This is a genomic window from Luteirhabdus pelagi, from assembly GCF_016827595.1.
GTDB classification, from domain to species: Bacteria; Bacteroidota; Bacteroidia; order Flavobacteriales; family Flavobacteriaceae; genus Luteirhabdus; species Luteirhabdus pelagi.
In genome coordinates this window covers 853,325-874,869 of the sequence record NZ_JAECMS010000002.1, presented here as the reverse complement: position 1 = coordinate 874,869, position 21,545 = coordinate 853,325, and the positions used below count along the sequence as shown (strand labels likewise).

The following is a 21,545-nucleotide window of genomic DNA, read 5'->3' as shown; positions in this document are numbered from 1 at the left end:
ATTAGGAGTTACATATCGAGAAGGTAGGCGAAAATCAATGGAGCGACGATGGTAGCATCGCTTTCAATGATGAATTTCGGCGTATCGATATCGAGTTTTCCCCAGGTGATTTTTTCATTTGGAACCGCTCCTGAATAACTTCCGTAGCTAGTGGTAGAATCTGAAATCTGGCAGAAATAGCTCCAAAACGGCGTGTCGGTGCGTTCCATATCCTGATACAACATCGGTACCACGCAAATTGGGAAATCACCTGCAATTCCACCGCCGATTTGGAAGAACCCGATTCCATTTTCGGAATTATCGGTGTACCAATCGGCCAAGAAGGTCATATACTCGATGCCACTTTTCATGGTAGACGCTTTCAATTCACCTTTCAACACATAGCTGGCAAAAATATTCCCCATCGTACTGTCTTCCCATCCTGGAACCACGATCGGTAAGTTCTTTTCAGCAGCGGCGTACATCCATGAATCCTTGATATCGATTTCATAGTATTCTTCCAACACACCACTCAACAGCATTTTATACATAAATTCGTGTGGAAAATAGCGTTCGCCTTTCGCTTCAGCATCTTTCCAAATCTTGACTATATGTTGTTGTAATCGACGGAATGCCTCTTCCTCTGGAATACAGGTATCGGTAACACGGTTCAAGCCGTTTTCCAATAAGTCCCATTCCTCTTTCGGCGTAAGATCACGATAGTTTGGCACTCTTTTATAATGTGAATGCGCCACCAAGTTCATAATATCTTCTTCTAAGTTCGCACCCGTACAGGAAATGATATGCACCTTATCTTGACGGATCATTTCAGCAAATATCTTCCCCAATTCCGCAGTACTCATGGCTCCCGCCAAGGACACCAACATTTTTGCGCCACCGTTTAGTTGTTCCTCGTAGCCCTTTGCGGCATCTACGAGGGCGGCTGCATTAAAGTGCAGGTAGTATTTTTCAATAAATTGGGTAATCGCTCCTTTAGTACTCATCTTTTTCGTCATTAAATTTTGAAACTCCTTTTTTCGGCTCATGGAAGTTGCTTTCAAAAGCATCATCTTCCTCTTCACCTTCAAACTTATAGCTCAACATTTTGTAATACAGCTTCGCCGCAAGGAAATCGGATGACTTTTCATTTTCATTTGGGCAAAGCTCCACAATATCGAAGCCTACCACATTCTTTTCAGCAAAAACCTGCTTTAAGAACTCCATGGTTTCATACCAAAACAAGCCACCAGGCTCTGGGGTACCAGTCGACGGCATAATGGAAGGATCGAAAGCATCCAAATCGAAAGTAATAAATACGTTATCGCCCAAGGCTTCAATTACATTATCCATCCAATATTCATCGCCTGCCATTTCGTGTGCCAACCACGTTTTATCTGAATCCATTACGGTCGTTTCGGCAACGTCCATGCTACGTATTCCCACTTGAATTAAATTCGTGGTCTGACTCGCTTCATACACCGCACAGGCATGATTGCATTTTGAACCTTCATATTCCTTTCGAAGGTCAGCGTGCGCATCAATATGCAAAACAGTAAGATCGTCGAAGCATTCATTGAAGGCACGAATCGTACCAATTGAAATACTGTGCTCGCCGCCGAAGACGGTGACGAACTTATTCCGAAGGATGTATTCCTTTGTCTTTTTATGCACCGCATCTACCATAGCTTCAGGAGAAGCATTTGTAGTGATAGGTTCAGCAAGGTAAATACCTTGTTTATACACTTCAGTCTCCGTCTCGATGTCGTACAGTTCCATGTTTGCGGAAGCTTCCAAAAAGGCACGTGGTCCTTTGTCGGCTCCTTTCTGCCATGTGCTGGTGCCATCGTACGGCACTGGGATTAATACAATTTTACTTGTGTCCAGTCCTGCATATTGTTGCGGGATACCGGCATAGGTCTTAGTTTCCATATCCTAAAATATTGAGCAATTGCTCGCTTGTTTGTTGTTCTGAAAATAGTCTGTGGGTTATGTTTCCCGATTCGTCTTTGTCGATTAGCACATGCTTGGGCGACGGAATCAAGCAGTGTTGTAGTCCACCGAAACCACCAATAGTTTCCTGATAGGCTCCAGTGTTGAAAAAGCCAATATAAAGCGGCTTATCTTTTTTAAATTTCGGTAAATAAATAGCGTTCATATGCTGTTCACTATTATAATAATCATCACTATCGCAAGTTAATCCACCCAACAACACCCGTTCGTATTCATCGTTCCATCGATTGATAGCCAGCATGATAAAGCGTTTGCTAATAGCCCAAGTATCGGGTAGTGTAGTGATGAATGATGAATTGATCATATTCCACTTTTCGCGATCGTTTTGTTGCTTTTGGTAAAGCACTTCATAAATGGCGCCACCGCTTTCACCTACGGTGAAGCTACCAAACTCGGTGAAGATATTCGGCACATCGACGCCGGCTTCTTTACATGAAACGTTGATTTGGTTGACGATTTCATCGACCATATAGGTGTAATCATACTCAAATGCTAAGGAATTTTTGATAGGGAAGCCACCTCCGATGTTCAGACTGTCCAAGGTCGGACAAATCTTTTTAAGTTGAATGTATACTTTTAAACACTTCAACAGCTCGTTCCAGTAATAAGCGGTATCGCGAATCCCTGTATTGATAAAAAAGTGAAGCATGCGAAGGTTCACCTGGTCGTTATCCTCGATTTGCTTTTGGTAGAAAGGCACGATATTTCGATAGCCTATTCCCAGCCGTGATGTATAGAATTCAAATTTCGGTTCTTCCTCTGAAGCGATACGAATACCGACTTCGAAGTTGCCATCGATTTCTTCTGAAAGCAACCCGATTTCTTCATAATTGTCGATAATCGGAATGCAATTCTTATGACCGTTGTTGATTAACCGACCGATATTGGTAATATATTGTTCCCGTTTGAAACCGTTACAGATAACATAGGTCTCATCGGTGATTTTTCCTTCCTTTTTAAGATTTTCAACAATATTGATATCGAAAGCCGAAGAGGTTTCAATATGGATATCGTTGTTCAGGGCTTCATTCAGCACATGCTTAAAGTGTGAGCTCTTGGTACAATAGCAATAGTTGTAGTTGCCTTTGTAATCGTGTTTTTCAATGGCATCGTTAAACCATTTTTTCGCCCGGTTTATGTTTTCTGAAATCTTTGGAAGATAGGTGAACTTTAAGGGAGCACCATATTCCTTCACCAGATCCATCAAATGGATATCATGAAATTCTAGCGTATCATTTTTTAAGGTGAACTCTTCCTGTGGAAAATAATAGGTCTGATCGATTAGATCTTTGTATTTAATATTCATTATATGAAATAGGTTGGTAGTTAAAAATAAAAATGATTGCAGCTATTCCAATGGAGGAAGCAGCAGTATAACAAAATTTTAACCTGTTTTTCAGATACGGATAGGCTGTAATCGATAAATGAAGTAGTATACCTCGGAAAAATCTTCGAAGAGAAGGGCAAGACCTTGAATGCGTCTTGAGAAACCGGAAGCTAGCTTTAAGGTTCGGTCGACCGCCTGGCGGCCTGCTTTTGAAGATGACTTCCTAACTTTCAAAAGCCCGAACGTAGAAACACATTTCAATTTGTTCAGCTAAAATCGCGGCAAATGTATGCTATTTTTTGAAACGGCGATGTTTTTTGGGAAGAATTTGATTTCGCAGAGAAACAAAGGGGCAAAGAGTCAAAGAAGCAAAGAATTAAGAATTGAGAATTATTAGGAAATACTAAAAATTCCTGCATTCTGCATCTAGAATATACGATTTTAGATTGACGATTATAGCTTTTTGCAGTTTCTCATCCACCTTCGAGTGAAACCTACAAAGACTATCGATTACGGACTAGAGATTATGAATTAGGTGTTAGGTGTTGCCCGCCCGTACCGAACGCGTATGTGATTTTAGTCGCAGGTACGTTCGGGCGGGGGTGTTGGGTGTTGCCCGCCCTTACCGAAGGCGTATGTGATTTTAGTCGCAGGCATGTTCGGGCGGGGGTATTGGGTGTTGGGTGTTAGGAGTTAGGAGTTAGGAGTTAGGAGTTAGGAGTTAGGAGAATAAAGAACATAGAAAAGAGAAAACAGATTAAGATACTAGACTGACGATTATAGATTTGACAATTGTGGATTGTGAAAATAAGTCGATGAGTGTAGAAGTCTAGGAGTCTAGCAGAGTTCAATGCGACTTTTAATATTTAGCTTTTTGGATTTGGTATCCAGAGCTTTCTATTTGAAAACTGAGTCCATTTATCTATTACTAGCATTCAGCGTTAGTTGTTCGAAGTTTCATAAAACATTGATAGCATAAAGATTATAGCATATCGCTTACAGCGTAGAGCCAACCATTCACCACGGTTCACTGTTCACGGTTCACCATTCACGACTATAAAAATGTTGGCTTCGAGAGCCTCAGCCAACAGTGTTTGTAGTTTGGAACTTAGAATTTTAGATACTAATCGCTTATTGCATATAGCTTACAGCATACGGCATAAAGCGTCCACTACATCATACTAAACAAATTCACCTCTTCCCTAGTCAGAATCTTCCAGCGACCGCGAGGTAAATCTTTTTTGTTTAGGTGAGCGATGGTTACACAGTCTACACGTACCACATCATAGTTTAAGTGGTTGAAAATATCGCGAATAACGCTATTCCCCATATTCTTAATCTTAAGACCGACTTCTTTTTTGGGTGAATGGTCAACATAACTGATTTCCTCTACTTCGATTGTTTTTCCATCGACAGTAAGCCCTTCCTTGATTTTCTGAAGATCATCTGCTTTTAGGTTCTTATCCAATTCGATATGAAACAAACGCGGCATTCCTTTCGAATGGAGTTTTTTCATCAAATCGTCATCGTTGGTGAACAGCAACAATCCAGTAGCGTTCCGACCTAAACGACCGATGGGCTTCACTTTTGCTGAAGTAGCATTGCTGATAAGATCCATAACAGTTAACCCTTTATTATCGCTAGTGGTAGTCGCCACGCCTTTTGGTTTGTTCAGCAATACATAGGTATTTGGTTCGGGATTGATTCGGCGACCATCGAAGCGCACATCGTCTTCCAACTGAACCTTATGGCCCATTTGCGTAACCACTTCACCATTTACGGTTACCAGGCCGGTTTTGATATAGGTATCGGCATCGCGACGGGAGCAAATACCACTGTTCGCGATGTATTTATTTAAGCGAATGCCATCAGGATTTTTTTGATGGTTGGTCTTGCCCGCTTTGTTCTGGCGACCCGCTTGCTTATTGGTATTTTCTTTTTTAAAAGGAGCATTTCCTCTTGCACTGCTTCTTTTACGGGTATTGTTCCCTCCACGTCCTGAAGCCTTTCCTTTTCCTGATCTGTCTTGTCTGCTCATAATATAATGTCAGTTTTACTGACGGTTACTGCCCTGTAATTGGGCGATTTATTGAAATGCAAAGATACAGGATAATTGTGCGAATTAAGAATTAAGAATGATGAATTCAGAATCAAGGTTTCAAAGTTACGATGGAGCCAAGAGCCAAGAGCCAAGAGTTATGAGTTATGAGTTATGAGAAGTGAGAAGCCCGCCCGTACCGAACGCTCGCATGACCTCATTCGAGCAGGTACGTTCGGGCGGGTGAGAAGTGAGAGTATAGAATTTAGATTAACGATTGTACTTTTCGCAACATATAACGCTTTCTTTCTCCTACTATTAAGCTTTAACAAATAGCTTCAAAGACTTTTGGGAGGCTGGAGGCTGGATGTAGGGTGTAGCCCGCCCGTACCGAACGCGTATGTGATTTTAGTCGCAGGCATGTTCGGGCGGGGGTGTTGGGTGTTGGGAGTTAGGAGTTAGGAGTTAGGAGTTAGGAGTTAGGAGTTAGGAGAATAAAGAACATAGAAAAGAGAGAAGAGAAAACTACAGTAGATTGCGCATAAACGATTGAAGATTTCACGATTTGCAAAGGATTCCTTTTCGTACGATTAACCTTTAACTAATAACTGCAAAGACTGTTGGGAGGCTGGAGGCTGGATGTAGGGTGTAGCCCGCCCGTACCGAACGCTCGCATGACCTCATTCGAGCAGGTACGTTCGGACGGGTGAGATGTGAGAGTTTAGAGTTGTAGATTTCGCAACATATAATGCTTTCTTTCTCGTACTATTAACCTTTAACAAATAACTTCAAAGACTTTTGGAGTGTAGGGATAAAAGAAAAAAGAAACAGTAAAAGATTCTCAAATAAAAAAATCAAAACCTATCGCTTATTGCTTACAGCGTAAAGCCAACTATTCACCATTCTTAAACTTTACAGTCGACTGGCGTTCGGTATTAACCGTTAGCTTGGTGACATCGGGTCTGGAGTAATGGCCGACGGGGTCAAAATTTTGCCGTTCTTCCAATACGCGATCAAAGTCCAGGGTCACGTAGAAGTTCCCAGATTTGTTAAGAATCGGTTCGAGAATCCATTCCCCATCTGGACCGGCAACACAGCTTCCGCCGTTGGCAAGCGTTTTTGGAGCGTTCTCAAGGATTTTTTCTAGGTAGGGCGTGTCTTGTGGAAAGTCATCTATATTCATCAACGCTGAAACGGAAACAACATAGCTTCTTGATTCCCGCGCGATAAAACGGGTAATGTCTTTAGTGTTATGATCGCTTCCCGGCCACACTGCAACATGCAAGTTTTCACCTTGGGCATAAAGCGAAGCACGTGGTAGCGGCATCCAATTCTCCCAACAATTTAGTCCGCCAACGGTAAATGGCGGTAGTTTATGCGTTTGCAGTCCGTTCCCATCGCCGGGCGACCACGTTAGTCGCTCGTCGTAGGTGGGTTGCAGTTTACGATGTACCGATTCGATGGCTCCTTCTTTTGAAATATAAACCAAAGAGGCATAAATGCTATGCCCTCCCCTATCCTGTGGTCGTTCAATGATACCAAGGTAGATGGCAATTTCATTTTCTTTCGCCGCCGCACAAACCTCATCCAAGTCGCCCTCCTCGATACAAACCGCCTGCTTCACATAGTGCGCATGTAGTTCTTTATTGATGTTGGTATTCCATTCTGCCCCTCCGGTAAGGGCTAGCCAAAATGGATATCCTGGTACCAAGGCTTCACCAAAAACAATCAAATCGGCATCGTTTTTACTCGCTTCTTGAATCTGTGTAATCACTTTTTCCAAGGTCTTTGACCGATCAAGCCAAACAGGAGCAATTTGAGCCAATGCTACGGTAAGTTGAGAGGAATTCTTCATGGTTTAAAGATAGTGATAAGTTGATAAGAAGCAGCAAAGTTTCAAAGAGGCAAAGAATTAAGAATTGAGAATTAAGAACTGAGAATTATTAGGAAATACTAAAATTCCTGCATCCTACATCTATAATGTACGAGTTTAGATTTACGATTGTAGTTTTTTGTAATTTCACATCCACCTTCGAGCGAAACTTCTAAAAACTATCGACTACAGACTAGAGATTATAAATTGGGTGTTGGATGTAGGGGTGTAGGGGTGTAGGATGTAGGGGTGTAGGATGTAGGGATAAAAAGAAACAGTAAAAAGATTCAAATATAAAATTCCAAAGCCTATCGCGTATAGCGTATAGCTTACAGCTTACTGATCACCGTTCACCGTTCACCATTCACGCCTAAATAAACCGATTCAACAACAGATCGATATCGATTAATACAATACTGAACACCCCAACAACTATGATAAACTTTAATATATTGTGAAGCACTACATAGTGAAGTTTTCGTTTCGATTTCCAAAGAATCACTAAAAAGATAATTAGAGCGGCGATACTTCCGAAGAAATAATAGGTCATATACCCAATTTCAAAATTGAAGATCAGCAGCAGCGTCGGGATTAAGGTCAATACGCTGAGTAATGTCAACATCCGTTTCGAAACATGTTCGCCATACACCACCGGAATGGTATGGTAGTTCTGTGCCAAATCGCCTTTTAGGTTCTCCAGATCCTTCACCAGTTCACGCATGGCGATCAGTAGAAACAAAAAGGTAGCATGGACAAATATTACGATATCGAAATTCCGGTAGTAAATAAAAACCGCAAAAAAAGGCACGACTGCCAAGGTGCTGGCAACAAAGTTCCCTACGAAGGGGTAGCGCTTCAGCTTATGTGAATAGAACCAGATTCCGAAGATATAAAGCGAAAAGAAAATCACCGCCCGAAACGAAACATAGCTAGCAAAAATCACCGAAATGAAGTTCAGGATAAAGTAGCCAGAAAGTTTTGTTCGCTGACTCACCAATCGATCCAGCATCGTCTTCCTTGGACGATTAATAAGATCCTTTTCGCTATCGTAAAAACTATTAATAATGTATCCAGAAGCAATTGCAGCCGAAGACGCCAAAACAATCATAAGAAGATTGACATCGAAAATAACGTGACGAACTGGCAAATTAGGTGCAAGTATATACACCGAGGTGAGGTACTGAGCGATAACGATAATGAGAATGTTGTAGCCTCGTACAATAGAGAACAAGCTGAAAAACTTCAACAACAGATGCTTTTGTTTTCGGCTTAGCATAGTTAATTCCTATTGATTACGATTTAAAGTAAAAGGTAGGTTATTATTCTTTAATTATCTTCTCGCCAGCAGTTTTTCCGTCCATGAATTCAACTTCGATAAAATACAATCCATTCGCGAAGCGCGACATGTCAATCTTATAATTTTGGTTAGATTCTGAAGAAATATCAGTTTCAGCATTTAGCGATTGCCCTATTTGGTTTAGAAGTTTAAGGTTTTTAATTGGACTCGCAGCCGAAATAGTGATAACTTCTGATGTAGGATTTGGATATACTTTAAAAAGCTCTTGGCCAAATGAAGCAACACCTAGGTTGGAAGTATTTTCTAGCCAAATAATCTTGTCTTCTACCAATGTACTTACCATAATATCTGTATCATTATCATCATCGATATCTCCAAATTCTACCGATGAAATATAATCCGCTTTTGATATTTCAATTTCCTGATCTGAAAAATTCCCTTCCCCATCATTTTTTAACCATCGGAGGATATTGTCTGTACTACCGTGAACAAAAATATCCAATGCACCATCATCGTCAATATCATAAATTGTTAATAACGAAACCGCATTGAAACCGGTCCCAATAATAGTATGGGAAGTAAATGACCCTTCTCCATTAAGATTTTCATACCATACGATATTATTATTATAAAGCTCTCCTGATATGATGTCTTTATCCCCATCAGCATCCAGATCGGCAGCATTTACGTATCTTGGAAATTCAATGATCCCCGGCAGGATATTTTCCCCGCTAAAGGATCCAAATCCATCCATATTTTCAAACCAAACTATCTTATCGCCATCAATAGATGCTGCGACAACATCAAGATCTCCATCACCGTCTATATCTGAAGCGATTGCATCTTCCGGTAAGGAAAAGTTATCAGCAATAATGATTGGCTCATCAAATGTCCCATTCCCATCAAGGTTCTCATACCATCCTATTGTGTCCTCAAAATAATGAGTATATAAAATATCATTATCGCCATCGGCATCAATATCTACTATTTGTAATGATGGATATACCCTGTTCAATGCCATTAAGTTTTTAGATCCAAAAGTACCTTCACCATCTAAATTCTCAATCCAACTTAAGCCACCTGTTAATTCAAAAGATCCTACTGCAACGTCAATATCGGAATCACTATCAATATCTCCTACGGCCAAAGAAATTGGCATGTTTTCTTCAGTCAATATTTCGATAGGATTGGAATAGGTGCCCATACCATCCGTATTTTCAAACCATACTGCTTTACCTCCATTTTCTTCCAAAATGACTATATCTAAATCCAAATCGCCATCCACATCCGCAAGCTTTCCTCGCAATGGTTCATTTACCCCTTCAACATTTACAAACGCCTCTTGACTTCCAAAATTCCCTAAGCCATTCAAATTTTCATGATAAAAAATTTCATCTCTACCTTCTCCTGAAACCCAACCTACCTTTAAAATATCTTTGTCACCGTCCCCATCCATATCTGCTGCGGAAACAGAAGTTGCGGTGTAATCGTTAACTTCTACCGACGACCCTTCGTTATAGGTTCCATGGCCATCCAAATTCTCATACCAAAAAACTCCTCCATCATATTGCTGAGCAACCAATATATCAAGGTCGGTATCATCATCTAGATCGATTAACTTTACATCGTAATAACTAGTAACTTCATCATCAATTACAATTGGTAATGAAAAGTCTCCTAATCCATCAAGATTCTCAAAAGCATAAATTAATCCCGGGTTTCTCCCAGAGCCCACAATATCCATATCACCATCATCGTCATAATCGCCTACTACGACGGAAGTTCCAAATCCAAAATCGAGACTGATGATGTTTTCACTGTCGAAGCTACCCATTCCATCTATATTTTCATACCAAGCGAGCTTACCATCATTTCGTGAAATAGAAATTACATCCATATCACCATCACCATCAAAATCTGCCAACTTAATATCTTTTACTCTATCAGCATTTGTAGAAATTATATTTTCTAAACCAAAAGATCCTTGTCCATCCTCATTTTCGTACCATGCCACTTTATCATCATCTTCCGAGGCCGAAAGAATATCCACTGCTCCGTCACCATTTAAATCGGCTGTATAAACCGCCTGAGCTCCCTGCGCATTTTCAGAAATAATAATCTGTTCACCAAAACTGCCTAAACCGTCCAAATTTTCATACCATGCAATTTTGTTATCGTATTCCGATGCAGATATTATATCCAAATCTCCATCACCATCAAGATCATCTGCATGAACCGATTCTGCACCATCAGTTATATCCGTTATTATACTCTGTGGGCCAACGCTTCCATCACCAAGATTCTGATACCAACAAATTCTATCGCCATCTTTCTCCGCAGTTAAAACATCTGGAAAGCCGTCACCATTAAGGTCGAAAGCTCGAACACAGGCCGGACCATTTGGTTTACCTATATCATCAATAATTGTATTTTCCTGAAAGGAAAGTTGCGCAAAACACTGTAGCGAAAGGCATAGCAATACAGTGGTAAGTAAATATCTTACCATAATAGTTAATTTAAGAGTAGAATGATTCTGCTAATTTAAAAATTATAAACCACTTCCAATTTATAATCCTTTAATGCCTCGCGGGCCTTATCGATATCTTCAGTGAAACCAAGCATATAACCACCGCCACCTGAACCACAAAGTTTTAGGTAATAGGCATTGGTATCGATCCCCTTTTTCCATAAGGTGTGAAATTGTTTAGGAATCATCGGCTTAAAGTTATCGAGCACCACTTTTGAAAGTTGCTTCACATTTCCGAAAAGCGATTTTACATCGCCATGTAGAAAGTCATGGACACAAGCATCGGTATGCTTCACAAATTGATCCTTCAACATATTGCGAAAGCCCTCCTGTTTCATGTTTTCCATAAAGATCTGCACCATCGGAGCGGTTTCACCCGTAGTACCACTATCCAATAAAAACACAGCGCCCTTGCCTTCCTCCGTTTGCGATGGTATCCCGGCAGGTTCGATATTGTCTTTGGAATTGATAAGAATCGGCAGGCTTAAGTAGCTATTCAACGGATCCAGTCCAGACGATTTCCCATGGAAAAAGGATTCCATTTCAGCAAAGATTGCCTTCAGTTGAAGTAGCTTTTCACGCGTTAAATTCTCGAGTACCGTAATCTTATCGGTGGCATATTGATCGTAAATTGCCGCCACTAAAGCACCACTACTTCCCACACCATAGCCTTGTGGAATACTACTATCGAAATACAAGCCTTTTTCAACATCGGCTTTTAAACTATCTAAGTCGAACGTGACCAACTCCGGTTGTTGCTCTTGAAGGTTTTGCAGGTAATCAGCAAATCGGCCTAAGGCATCGTTGCTTTTTTTAGTTGAAATGGTCTTATGTTCATCGATTTTAAGGGCTCCCTTATAAAAGTTGTAGGGTATAGAGAGTCCTTTGGAATCCTTGATGATTCCGTATTCACCGAACAGTAGGATTTTGGAGTAGAAAAGGGGACCGCGCATAAGCTAAAGTATTAACGCTACTAAAGATAGCAATTTAGCGATAAATGATTGATATTGATGCAAAGATACTATATATAAACTCATTATAATGTGAAAGGATTTACAAATTAGCACTCAAAAAGACGTATTATTCACATTTTTAGTACCTTACCATATCAAATAACGCGATATGGTACGTTCTTTCCTTCTTCTAACGTCTCTTTTAATTTCTTCATTAGGAATTGCCCAAACACATACGTGGACCGGAAATGGTGGCGATACCGACTGGAACAATGCCGATAATTGGGATGTATTGACGGTACCTAACGCGAGCAGCGACATTCTTATCTCTGGTGCCGTTGAAGTCGATATTTCTGCTGCCAATAATGGCGCAACGATCGTAATCGAACAGGGAGCCAGGCTAGTGATAGATAATTCTCTGACTATAACCGAAGAGGTTACCGTGACCAATGCCGAAATTGAAATCTCCGGCACGCTTTACAATAACGGCGGTACTATTGTTATCGAACCGAACGCCCAATTAGAGGTGGGTGGAACCTTAGAAAACACAAATATACTTGAAGTAGCCGAAGGAGCTGCGATATCCTTTCAATCAGGAATTATTGAAGGTGGCGGAACGATCGAAAATTTTGGCACTATTGTAATCGAAGGAAGCGATGGGAAGGAAATAAGCAATACCATCCTAAACAATCACAATGAAATTCAGATTACGGATTCTGGGGTAATTGACCTTTCTAGTGGAATGGTCCTAAACAACGAAGAAGACGCCACCATACAGGTAGCAAGTACGGGCGGGTTAACCCAAGTTTCAAGCCATGATGCCACGGTAAACAATTATGGTACCATCTGGAAACAAAACCTTGGTGTGTCCAACAGTTTTTATATGATTTTCGATATGAATAATCATGGAACTATTCATGTGGAGGAAAATCAAACCCTTTTGTTTCTTACGATCGGCGCCGATTTCAATAATCATAGCGATGGGGTCTTAATCGGAGATGGTACTTTCGACATCACCGCTAACTTTACCAATACGGGAACTATCATTCCGGGTGGAATGGATGCCATTGGAAGTTTGGATTTCGTAAACAACTTCCATTTCCCTTCCGACGCAACGATCGCTATAGATGTTGATGGTATAAACAACTATGATTCCATTGATATTATTGGATTTCCGGTCTTGGCTGGGAGTTTTAGCGTGAATATGCTCAGTGAATTATCGCTGGACGATGAGCTTACAATTTTGACCGCCAACGATATTGATTGCAATCTGCCGAATCAGGTTGAAGCCGCCTATGGCCCCTTCGATGTATATATCTTTGATGTATTTTGCAATGCTACTTCAGTTGTGTTGAAAGTTTCTACTATTTTGTTGGCAGATGAAGAATTTGAAACACTTTCATACGATTTTTCCGTTAGCCCAAATCCCGCTAGTGAAACAATTACATTTCATTATTCCGAGGAATTGCTTCAGAATCCTGGTGAAGCTTCCGTAGCTATTTACACCATTATGGGACAAAAAATTTCGAGCCTTCCAATCAAGACAGAAACTACACCCTATACAATTTCGGATTTGAATAGCGGCTGCTATTTCGCAAGCTTACGTATTGGTGACAGTAGCGTAAAAACAATTCGGGTACTGGTGGAATAACTATAACAAAGTCGCTCCCATTCCGGTTTGGTCTTCAATAAATGAACCGTCCATACAAAAGATTGCCAATTCTTCCTTGATAAATGCCAAAACCGTATCCTTTTCCTTTTTGGGATATAAAACATGAACGTTTGCCCCCGCATCTAAGGTAAAACATACGTTGCTTCCCGTTTCCCTACGATATTTCCATATCCGATTGATGATTTCCAAGGTATTGGGTTTCATTAAAATGAAATAAGGATTCGAGGTCATCATCATGGCATGGAGTGAAAGCGCTTCACTTTCAACAATATTAATAAATGCTTCAATAGTACCTTCCTTCAAAATAGAAATCAATTTTGAAAGGTTGTCGTTCGCTTGCTGAAAACGCTGTTCTGAAAATGGATGATCGTGCATTAAATTATGACCAACGGTGCTACTCACTTGCTTCTCGCCTGTTTCAACCAACAGAATCGTGTCTTGATAATCTTGAAAAAACGGGTGTACTTCATACGGATATTGTGTCCCCACCAAATTGGAGCTCCCTTCAATCTTAGAATGTTCTCCCCAAACCACTAGCGGCCCTTCGATGCTTCGCGCTGCACTTCCGGAGCCGAGGCGAGCCAAAAAGGAAGCTTTTTGCAATGCATCTTCATTGGATATGGGTTTCGACAGAAGCTTTTGTTCCAATTCCATCATACACATAGCTAGCGCACTCATACCGCTAGCGGAGGAAGCAATGCCGCTACTATGCGGAAAGCTGTTGGTCGTTTCGATGATAAAATCGTACTCTTTTACAAGTGGTATATACCGTTCAATCCGAGCAAAAAACTGCTCGATTTTCGGTTTAAAATCTGGCGCGAGGGTTTTATCCAAATACACTTCAAATACAGCGTTTTCGCTGCTTTTCGGCTTGTATTTCAAGGTTGTTTTGGTGCGACAATTAGAGAGGGTAAAGCTTATGGAAGCGTTCTTCGGTAGCTGATCGCCATATTTTCCCCAATATTTCACCAAAGCGATGTTACTTGGGGATTGAACGGAAACACTTCCCTCTAATTGAGAAGAATAGGTTTCGGTAGGCAGAAATTGATCTTCAGTCATCCAAATAATTTAGGCCTCAAAGATACGCAATTCGATTTCGGAGCTATAAAAAATTACTGTTGTGATGATGACATTCCGAAATTCTTCCGATGAGAAGAAAACACCTACAACTATGAACGGTTTACAGCTATTTGGTTTAAGTCTCTTTGCAATGCTTTTCAGCGGATGTTTCTTCGGAAACGAAAATCCTGAGAACGATTTTTTTGAAGACGAGGCCTATTACGGAAAAGAAGAGGAATACGTTGACGACAGCTCTTACAGAGAGCCATTAGAACCAACACAGTCCTTTCAAAATTCAACAAAAGAAAAGAAAATGGAAGCACAGGAAAAACTACGAAATTTTGAAAACCGCGATCAGAAAACGGGCATGATATCTAGCACAATACCTTTTCCCGCTTCTTGGCGACAAATCCAAAATAATAACGAATGGACTTTTGAGGGCCCAAACGGACTGAAAGTTAGCGGATCTTTTGGTCAGCAGTTTTTTTATGGCGGTCAGCCAAATCCCTACAGCGATAAGTACCGCAATCCGATGGGAATTCAACAAATAATCGACGAATTCTTTATGCCCACGGCCGAGCGTACTCAGCGAACACTCATATCCACCTACGAGCTTCCGAAAGTAGCAGCCGCCACCCAAGCCTTTCGGGACCAACTATGGCAATATGCCCCTACCCAAAAAACCACTAAAGCGTATGGGATGGAATGGAAAGACCCGCAAGGAATGCACTATTTAACGGTTTTAAATGTTACCGACGATCGCTCACCACTTGGAAACAATTGGATGTTTTACGGTCAGTTTATCCAAGCAAAAGCCGACGATTTCGAAGAAGCCAAAAAAGCATTTTTATATGGCATTATAAATACTAAGTATAACCCGCAATGGATAGCAGCCTTCAATCAGCGCGAACTACAACGGGCAAATATTAGTGATGCGGCGCATCGAAAAAGATTGGCAGCTATCAATGCACGTGGTCAAGCAACGCTCGACCTCGGGAAAACCTACAGTGAAATTTCCGATATCAGTCATGCTGGATACCTTAATAGAAGTAATATGAATAGCCACGGACACAGTAAAACCATTAGCGGTATAAACGAAACCGTTACCATCGCAAATCACGGTACTGGAGAGCATTATAGTGTTCCAATGGGTACAAAACACTACTGGGTTTCAAATGATGGCACGTACTTTGGAACAAATAACACCCTATACAACCCTAATACCGATAAACGCATGTATGATAAGGAATGGACACAATTTGAAGTTGAACAATAACGGAATGATTTTAAAAATTATGTATCTTTCTTCCTCTGCTACAACCAATGGGGAAGGTAAAACATATAGCAAAACAATCGCAACTCATAGAGGCCGTAAGGCGGAACGACGAACAGACGTTGCGCTCGCTCTATACCCAAAACTACTACAAAACAGAAAAATACGTGCTTCAAAACAGTGGCTCGAAACCGCAGGCCAAGGATATTTATCAGGAAGCCTTTATAACCGTATGGAAAAATGTGAAAGTTGGAAAATTTGTCCCTAAAAACGACACAGCACTTCAGGGATACCTATTCCAAATTTCCAAAAACAAATGGTTGGATGTACTGCGCTCCTCTCAATATCGAAAGACCCGTCAATTAGACACCAACTATCTTAATGTACATGAAGATGAAAACGCCATGGACACGGTAGAAGAAAAACACACGAAAGAGAAACAACAACAACTTATTGTAAAGGCCTTTTCCCAGTTGGGAAAGGACTGCCGACGTCTTTTGGAAGCATTTTATTTTGAAAAGCAAAGCATGCGAAATATTTCATCCCTATTCGAGATAACCGAAGCTTCTGCTAGAAATAAAAAATACAGATGTATTGAACGATTGCGCGAATTAACAAACCTCCCCCCATCATGAAAAAGAAAACCGAAATATCCCAGGAAACCTTCGAACGAATCGAAGCGTATCTTTCGAATGAGCTGTCTGAAACTGAAGCGCTTAAATTCGAAAGCAGGATTAAATCCGATGCACAGTTTGCTACGCAAGTTGCGGAGGTAGAAGCTTTTCTAAATGCTATTGAAGTCGCAGCTTTAAAGCCCAAGTTAGATGACTACCATAATGAACTTGCTATTAAAACAACTTCACAGGGCGGGAAAAATTATATAAAATATGCTGCCGCAGCCTCCATCATTTTGGCTATTGCACTCGTATGGTTGTTTACGAAAACAAATCCACGGGAAGAATTATATGCTACCTACTATTCTCCCGATCCCGGCTTACCGACAATTATGAGCGCTACCTCTCAATTTGAATTTTACGACGGAATGGTAAGCTACAAGCAGGGTAATTATGAAGAAGCCCTATCGAAATGGCAACCGTTGGTCGAAGAAAAACCTGAGAATGACACCCTGAGCTACTTTATGGGAATGGCCCATATGGCCACCGATGAAATAACGTTGGCACTTCCCTATTTGAACTCAACTATTGAAAAAACTACTTCCACCTTTTATTCGGAAGCCATCTATTACAAAGCGCTCGCTTTAGTAAAGGCTGCTAAGCTAAATGAAGCCATACAACTATTAGGGATGCATCCATCAGATAAAAACCAAACGCTCTTAAACGCTATTCGCAAATTAAAAGATGAATAAACGCTTCTTAACCTTAATGCTATTTATGATTCCCTATATATTTTGGGGGCAACATGATTCGCTAGTAGGGGTATCCAGAATGACCGAACTGGTGCAGGCAAAGAAAATTAAAGAAGCAAATACATACCTTGCGCAAAAGCTTTCAAAATTCAAAAAAGAAGAAAAAGCTGATAGCATCGCCAAGTATATCGAATTCATCGGAAGCTTTTCACTTAACCAAGAAGATTGGGACCGTGCCTTAGAACGCACCAACAAATGGGTAACCTACATTTTAAGCTTTAATGACCCCTTCGCTTCAAAATATGCATACAAAGAATTAGCATGGGTACAAAGCGATGCCGGACGACCCGACCTTGCCTATCTTTCCGTAGAAAAAGCCTTGCAATTTGCAAAAAAAGATAGCTCTAATGCACCGCCTACCGAGGACGATATGCACTATAATCTGGGATACTATGCCAGCAGTATGGGTAATTATGTAGCCTCAAAAAACCATTATCAAAAGAGTCTGGAAACGTTTAATAAGCGGAAAGAAAAGAATTATGTATCGCTGCAACAGGTGTACAATGCCCTAGGGGGAGTCATGTGGCGGGAAGGCAAAATGGATAGCTGTCAGTATTATTTTCAAAAATCCTTGGAAGCTCTAAAGAAAACCGAGAACACCCCCGAAAACCAATACTACCGACCCGCACTTGTTATGATGAATATGGCCGTTGTCTCCAATGTATTGGGTAAAAATCAACAAGCGATAGCGTATTCTCAAAAGGCCATCAACGATTTGAATGACTATATGGTTAATGGTACGGACGAACAGCGTATCAGTGCAGCAGAAGCCAGCAAGTTTGCTGCTATCGATAATCTAGGAGCTTTTCATAATGCTGTTGGTGAATTTCGCAAAGCGGAAGAGCTTATCGAGTATTCTTATCAACGTAAGCTCAAAACTCGAAATCCAAATGACCCCAATGTCATTATTTCAAAAATATTACTTGCGCAGGCCAAGTTAAACACCAGGGATTTAGAGAATGCGCTATATTTAGTTGAAGAAGTGCAGCAACAAATCAATAAAAACCCTGCCATTCCCGAATATTGGAAAGGATCTGCCTATACCACCTACGGAAACATTTTGGAAGCCTTAGAACGCCCTAAAGAGGCCGGACCGGCCTATGAAAAAGGTCGCGTACTATTCTTAAAGTCGCTAGGCGGAAACTACAATAACGACCTGCTCTCAGAAATTGCTAACATGGCGGTTTTCTATGCGAAAAACAACCAACGAAAGAAGGCCATTGCCACTGCAGAAGAATTATATTCAGCGTCGAAAAAAAGTGAGTTTCACAAAACCCAACAAGGCCTCCATTATATTTTGGCCGTAGCGGAAACCTATTTTCAACTAGGAGAATTTGAGAAAGCAAAATCGTTTTCACAAGAAGTAATCGACGCGATTGAAGTACCAAAACAGCAACAAAATGTCTCGCCCGATATTGTACTTAATAGCTTTCAATTGCCTCGGGCCATCTTAATCCATGCCCAATCTGAATATGCTTTGCTTCCCGCAATAACCCTCTCCAAAATCAACCAGCTTTCAAATTCGCTAACCAATGCATTCGAAGTACTTCAACTACGGCAATCGTTCTTACAGAATTACGAGGATGTTCGTTTTTTGATTTCACAAAACACCGACCTCTTCAACTTTGCAAAAAAACTACAACTTCAAGCCTATCAAAAATCGAAGGATTCAAAATATTTGGAAAAACTGATTCAATACCATGAATCGAGTATCTACAACCGAATTCGAGCTCGACTGGCCTTACGGGAATATCAGCCTTCCGATAAGCTTCCAGCAAGCATTCTTCAACAGGAATCAGAACTCAAGGCTAAACTTTCCAGCGCACTACAGAATTCTTCCGAAGAAGGGATTTCAATGTTCATCAAAGCTTCCAACGAATGGGAAACACTTCGCGAAACCCTGAAAACTGACTATCCCGATTATTTTTCATTGAAATATGGATCCATTCTTCATGAGAAAAACGATTGGAAACATGAAATTCCAGCGAATACGACATTGGTTCGATATCTTTTTGTTGAAGATGAATTATATTCGTTAGTCCTTACCAACAACAGCAGCACGCTTCAAAAACACACCACGAACAATCTTTCCGAAACCATCGCAGCGCTACAGCAGCATTCCAATACTGTGGAAGCGTATCGAGAGCCAATGTATATTTTATACGAACAGCTCTGGGGCCCAATTGCCGATAAAGTTACCACAGAAGAGGTCATTATTGTGCCAGACGGTCCCCTCTTCAACCTTAGTTTCGATCTTCTAACCAAAACCCCGATAGCCTCTTTTAAGGAATTAGCTACAAAAGGACTCTTGGCCAACCATTGCATTTCATACGAACCCAGTCTTTATATGTTGCAAAACGGTACAGCCGAAGTACCTCAAGAAAGATTTGTAGCCTTCGCTCCGACCTTCGATGCTGAAATGAAGGTACGATATAAGAATGCACAAAAGGATTCTACCGCTATCGACAAAACCTATCTTACATTACTTCCGCAGCCGTTCATTCGTGAAGTCGCGGAGAAATACAGCAAATTGTTTCGGGGTACTGCCTACCTCAACGACGACGCTTCCAAAATGCGATTTTTATCGGAAGCAGACCAACATAGTATCATTCATATTGGCACCCATGCGGAAAGCAATAATGTAAGTCCAGAGCTTTCGCGACTAATTTTTGCCAAAGGCGAATCATCAGAAACGGTATCAGAAGAGAATTCTCTATATGCCTACGAGCTTTACAATTACGAACTTTCATCCGAACTCGCCATATTAACGGCTTGTGAAACGGGAAAGCCTTCTTATCAGCCTGGGGAGGGAATGCTTTCCTTAACTCATGCCTTCACCCATGCTGGCAGTCAGAGTATTCTAACCAGCCTATGGAATGTAGACGAAAAGTCGAGTGCGGCCATCGTTGCAGCTTTCTACGATCATCTGGCCGACGGTGTCCCTAAAAATAAAGCGTTGCAGTTGGCAAAGCTCGAATACCTTTCACAGGCTAAAGGACGTGTTCAGGCACCTCCCTATTGGGCAGGATTGATTTTAATGGGTAATACCGAACCGCTAAAAATGAGGTTAGATCATTCTAATTGGATTCTTTATGGAGGAATACTTTTAGTAGTTATTGGCGTTCTTTTTTGGCTGTGGAGACGCAAAAAAAGTTTAATTTGACACTTCTTCAAGTAATGTCAAGACCTTTTTCATCGTTCTATAATTTCGTGTGGTAGCAGCAACTTTCAACTTTTTCTCGAAATAATTGTTGTTGAATTTGGCGCGCCCATAGCCATTCTCGGGAAAGAAATAAATACATGTTTCTGCAATGATAAATTCTTCTTCTTTAGAAGCTTCCGAAGCAATAGCCGTTCTTTCTACGGAATTTGGAATGGCGTGAAGTAAGGTGAAGTAACTTTTCTCTTTTTTTTCTTGTGAAAAAGGACAGTGCTTGATAATAGCTGCTATTTCTGAAGTGGTTTTAATCAGGATAGGAACCTCCCAACCGTATTTTTCCGAAATGGCAGTTTGTATTGCGGAAGTGACTTCTGTTGAAGTTTTTTGTGTTTGAAAAACGACATTTCCAGTTTGGAGATAGGCCCGAACATTATTATAGCCCAAGGCTGAAAACAATCGTTCTTGGTCGGACATCGAAAATTTCTTCTGTCCCCCAACATTGATTCCCCTTAAAAAGGCTACGTAGGTATTCATCAGTTCTTCTGACGCATTTCAGCTTTTCGCATCGGCATGCTATCTATTTTTGAAAAGAAAACGCTTGCGGGTTCAGGCGTATTCGATTGATATTTTTCACCCCCGTCCAAACCGATTAGGGTAATTTGAAAATCTTCTCCAACGGCAATTTCACTTTCACCAGAAACTTCAGTATTGAAGTTTGTTTTATACCCCTCAGGTGTTACGTGGTAAATCACCAACTTTCGGTCCTTCAACCCTGACATTTCCTTCTTCAACATTATAAGTTGTCGTTGTGCACGATCATTATCGAAGGTTTCAGAGGTTATGATCAATAAACGGTCGTTCCATTGGTGCTTGGTGAGGTTTTGGGAAAACATAGCAAATGAAATAAAAAATAATAGTAGGGAAAGCATTTTCATAGGTACAAGGTACTAT

At 40.8% G+C, this 21,545-nt stretch carries 16 protein-coding genes; 5 read left to right on the top strand and 11 right to left on the bottom strand.

Annotation, left to right across the window (positions count from 1 at the left end):
- Positions 1-8: 8 nt before the first annotated feature.
- The 8 genes from I4Q58_RS08835 to I4Q58_RS08800 form a co-directional block, all read right to left on the bottom strand.
- On the bottom strand, positions 9-983 hold the full coding sequence (locus I4Q58_RS08835; protein ID WP_203295584.1) for a deoxyhypusine synthase family protein: 975 nt from the start codon (positions 981-983) through the stop codon (positions 9-11).
- On the bottom strand, positions 973-1,908 hold the full coding sequence (gene speB / locus I4Q58_RS08830) for an agmatinase (RefSeq protein ID WP_203295476.1): 936 nt from the start codon (positions 1,906-1,908) through the stop codon (positions 973-975). Before speB ends, I4Q58_RS08835 begins: the two co-directional genes overlap by 11 nt.
- Positions 1,898-3,295, bottom strand: coding sequence for an arginine decarboxylase (locus I4Q58_RS08825; RefSeq protein WP_203295475.1), 1,398 nt, complete (start codon positions 3,293-3,295; stop codon positions 1,898-1,900). The genes speB and I4Q58_RS08825 overlap by 11 nt, the downstream gene beginning before the upstream one ends.
- Before the next feature lie 1,192 nt (positions 3,296-4,487).
- Positions 4,488-5,354 (bottom strand): pseudouridine synthase, encoded by an 867-nt coding sequence (locus I4Q58_RS08820; protein ID WP_203295474.1) that lies wholly within the window; start codon positions 5,352-5,354, stop codon positions 4,488-4,490.
- Between the two features lie 892 nt (positions 5,355-6,246).
- Positions 6,247-7,209, bottom strand: a complete 963-nt coding sequence (locus tag I4Q58_RS08815) for a carbon-nitrogen hydrolase family protein (RefSeq protein ID WP_203295473.1) — start codon at positions 7,207-7,209, stop codon at positions 6,247-6,249.
- Between the two features lie 388 nt (positions 7,210-7,597).
- Positions 7,598-8,503: a geranylgeranylglycerol-phosphate geranylgeranyltransferase gene (locus I4Q58_RS08810; RefSeq protein WP_203295472.1), complete on the bottom strand. Its 906-nt coding sequence runs from the start codon at positions 8,501-8,503 to the stop codon at positions 7,598-7,600.
- A gap of 43 nt (positions 8,504-8,546) precedes the next feature.
- Positions 8,547-11,030, bottom strand: a complete 2,484-nt coding sequence (locus tag I4Q58_RS08805; RefSeq protein WP_203295471.1) for an FG-GAP-like repeat-containing protein — start codon at positions 11,028-11,030, stop codon at positions 8,547-8,549.
- A gap of 35 nt (positions 11,031-11,065) precedes the next feature.
- On the bottom strand, positions 11,066-12,004 hold the full coding sequence (locus I4Q58_RS08800) for a mevalonate kinase family protein (protein ID WP_203295470.1): 939 nt from the start codon (positions 12,002-12,004) through the stop codon (positions 11,066-11,068).
- A 169-nt stretch (positions 12,005-12,173) separates the two neighbouring features.
- Here I4Q58_RS08800 and I4Q58_RS08795 point away from each other — a divergent pair, with 169 nt between their 5' ends.
- Entirely contained in the window at positions 12,174-13,655 is a 1,482-nt protein-coding gene (locus I4Q58_RS08795; RefSeq protein ID WP_203295469.1) for a T9SS type A sorting domain-containing protein, read from the top strand.
- On the opposite strand, the gene I4Q58_RS08790 is transcribed toward I4Q58_RS08795, so the two are convergent.
- On the bottom strand, positions 13,656-14,735 hold the full coding sequence (locus tag I4Q58_RS08790) for a diphosphomevalonate/mevalonate 3,5-bisphosphate decarboxylase family protein (RefSeq protein WP_203295468.1): 1,080 nt from the start codon (positions 14,733-14,735) through the stop codon (positions 13,656-13,658).
- Between the two features lie 64 nt (positions 14,736-14,799).
- Between I4Q58_RS08790 and I4Q58_RS08785 the strand changes: the two genes are divergently transcribed.
- From I4Q58_RS08785 to I4Q58_RS08770, 4 genes are read left to right on the top strand one after another with little or no spacing between them, the layout of a single operon-like run.
- Positions 14,800-16,011 (top strand): hypothetical protein, encoded by a 1,212-nt coding sequence (locus tag I4Q58_RS08785; RefSeq protein ID WP_203295467.1) that lies wholly within the window; start codon positions 14,800-14,802, stop codon positions 16,009-16,011.
- Between the two features lie 47 nt (positions 16,012-16,058).
- Positions 16,059-16,643, top strand: coding sequence for an RNA polymerase sigma factor (locus I4Q58_RS08780; protein ID WP_203295466.1), 585 nt, complete (start codon positions 16,059-16,061; stop codon positions 16,641-16,643).
- Positions 16,640-17,374 carry a tetratricopeptide repeat protein gene (locus tag I4Q58_RS08775; RefSeq protein ID WP_203295465.1) on the top strand — a complete coding sequence of 245 codons (735 nt, stop codon included), beginning with the start codon at positions 16,640-16,642 and terminating at the stop codon, positions 17,372-17,374. Before I4Q58_RS08780 ends, I4Q58_RS08775 begins: the two co-directional genes overlap by 4 nt.
- A complete protein-coding gene (locus I4Q58_RS08770; protein WP_203295464.1) occupies positions 17,367-20,597 on the top strand; it encodes a CHAT domain-containing protein in 3,231 nt (1,076 codons plus the stop codon). The genes I4Q58_RS08775 and I4Q58_RS08770 overlap by 8 nt, the downstream gene beginning before the upstream one ends.
- Here the strand turns inward: I4Q58_RS08770 and I4Q58_RS08765 are convergent.
- Both I4Q58_RS08765 and I4Q58_RS08760 read right to left on the bottom strand, forming a co-directional pair.
- Positions 20,589-21,128, bottom strand: a complete 540-nt coding sequence (locus I4Q58_RS08765) for a DUF1697 domain-containing protein (protein WP_203295463.1) — start codon at positions 21,126-21,128, stop codon at positions 20,589-20,591. The two genes, I4Q58_RS08770 and I4Q58_RS08765, sit on opposite strands and share 9 nt — an antisense overlap.
- The gene (locus I4Q58_RS08760) at positions 21,128-21,529 is read right to left on the bottom strand and encodes a DUF4174 domain-containing protein (protein ID WP_203295462.1); all 402 of its coding nucleotides are present in this window, start codon (positions 21,527-21,529) and stop codon (positions 21,128-21,130) included. Before I4Q58_RS08760 ends, I4Q58_RS08765 begins: the two co-directional genes overlap by 1 nt.
- Between the last annotated feature and the right edge of the window lie 16 nt (positions 21,530-21,545).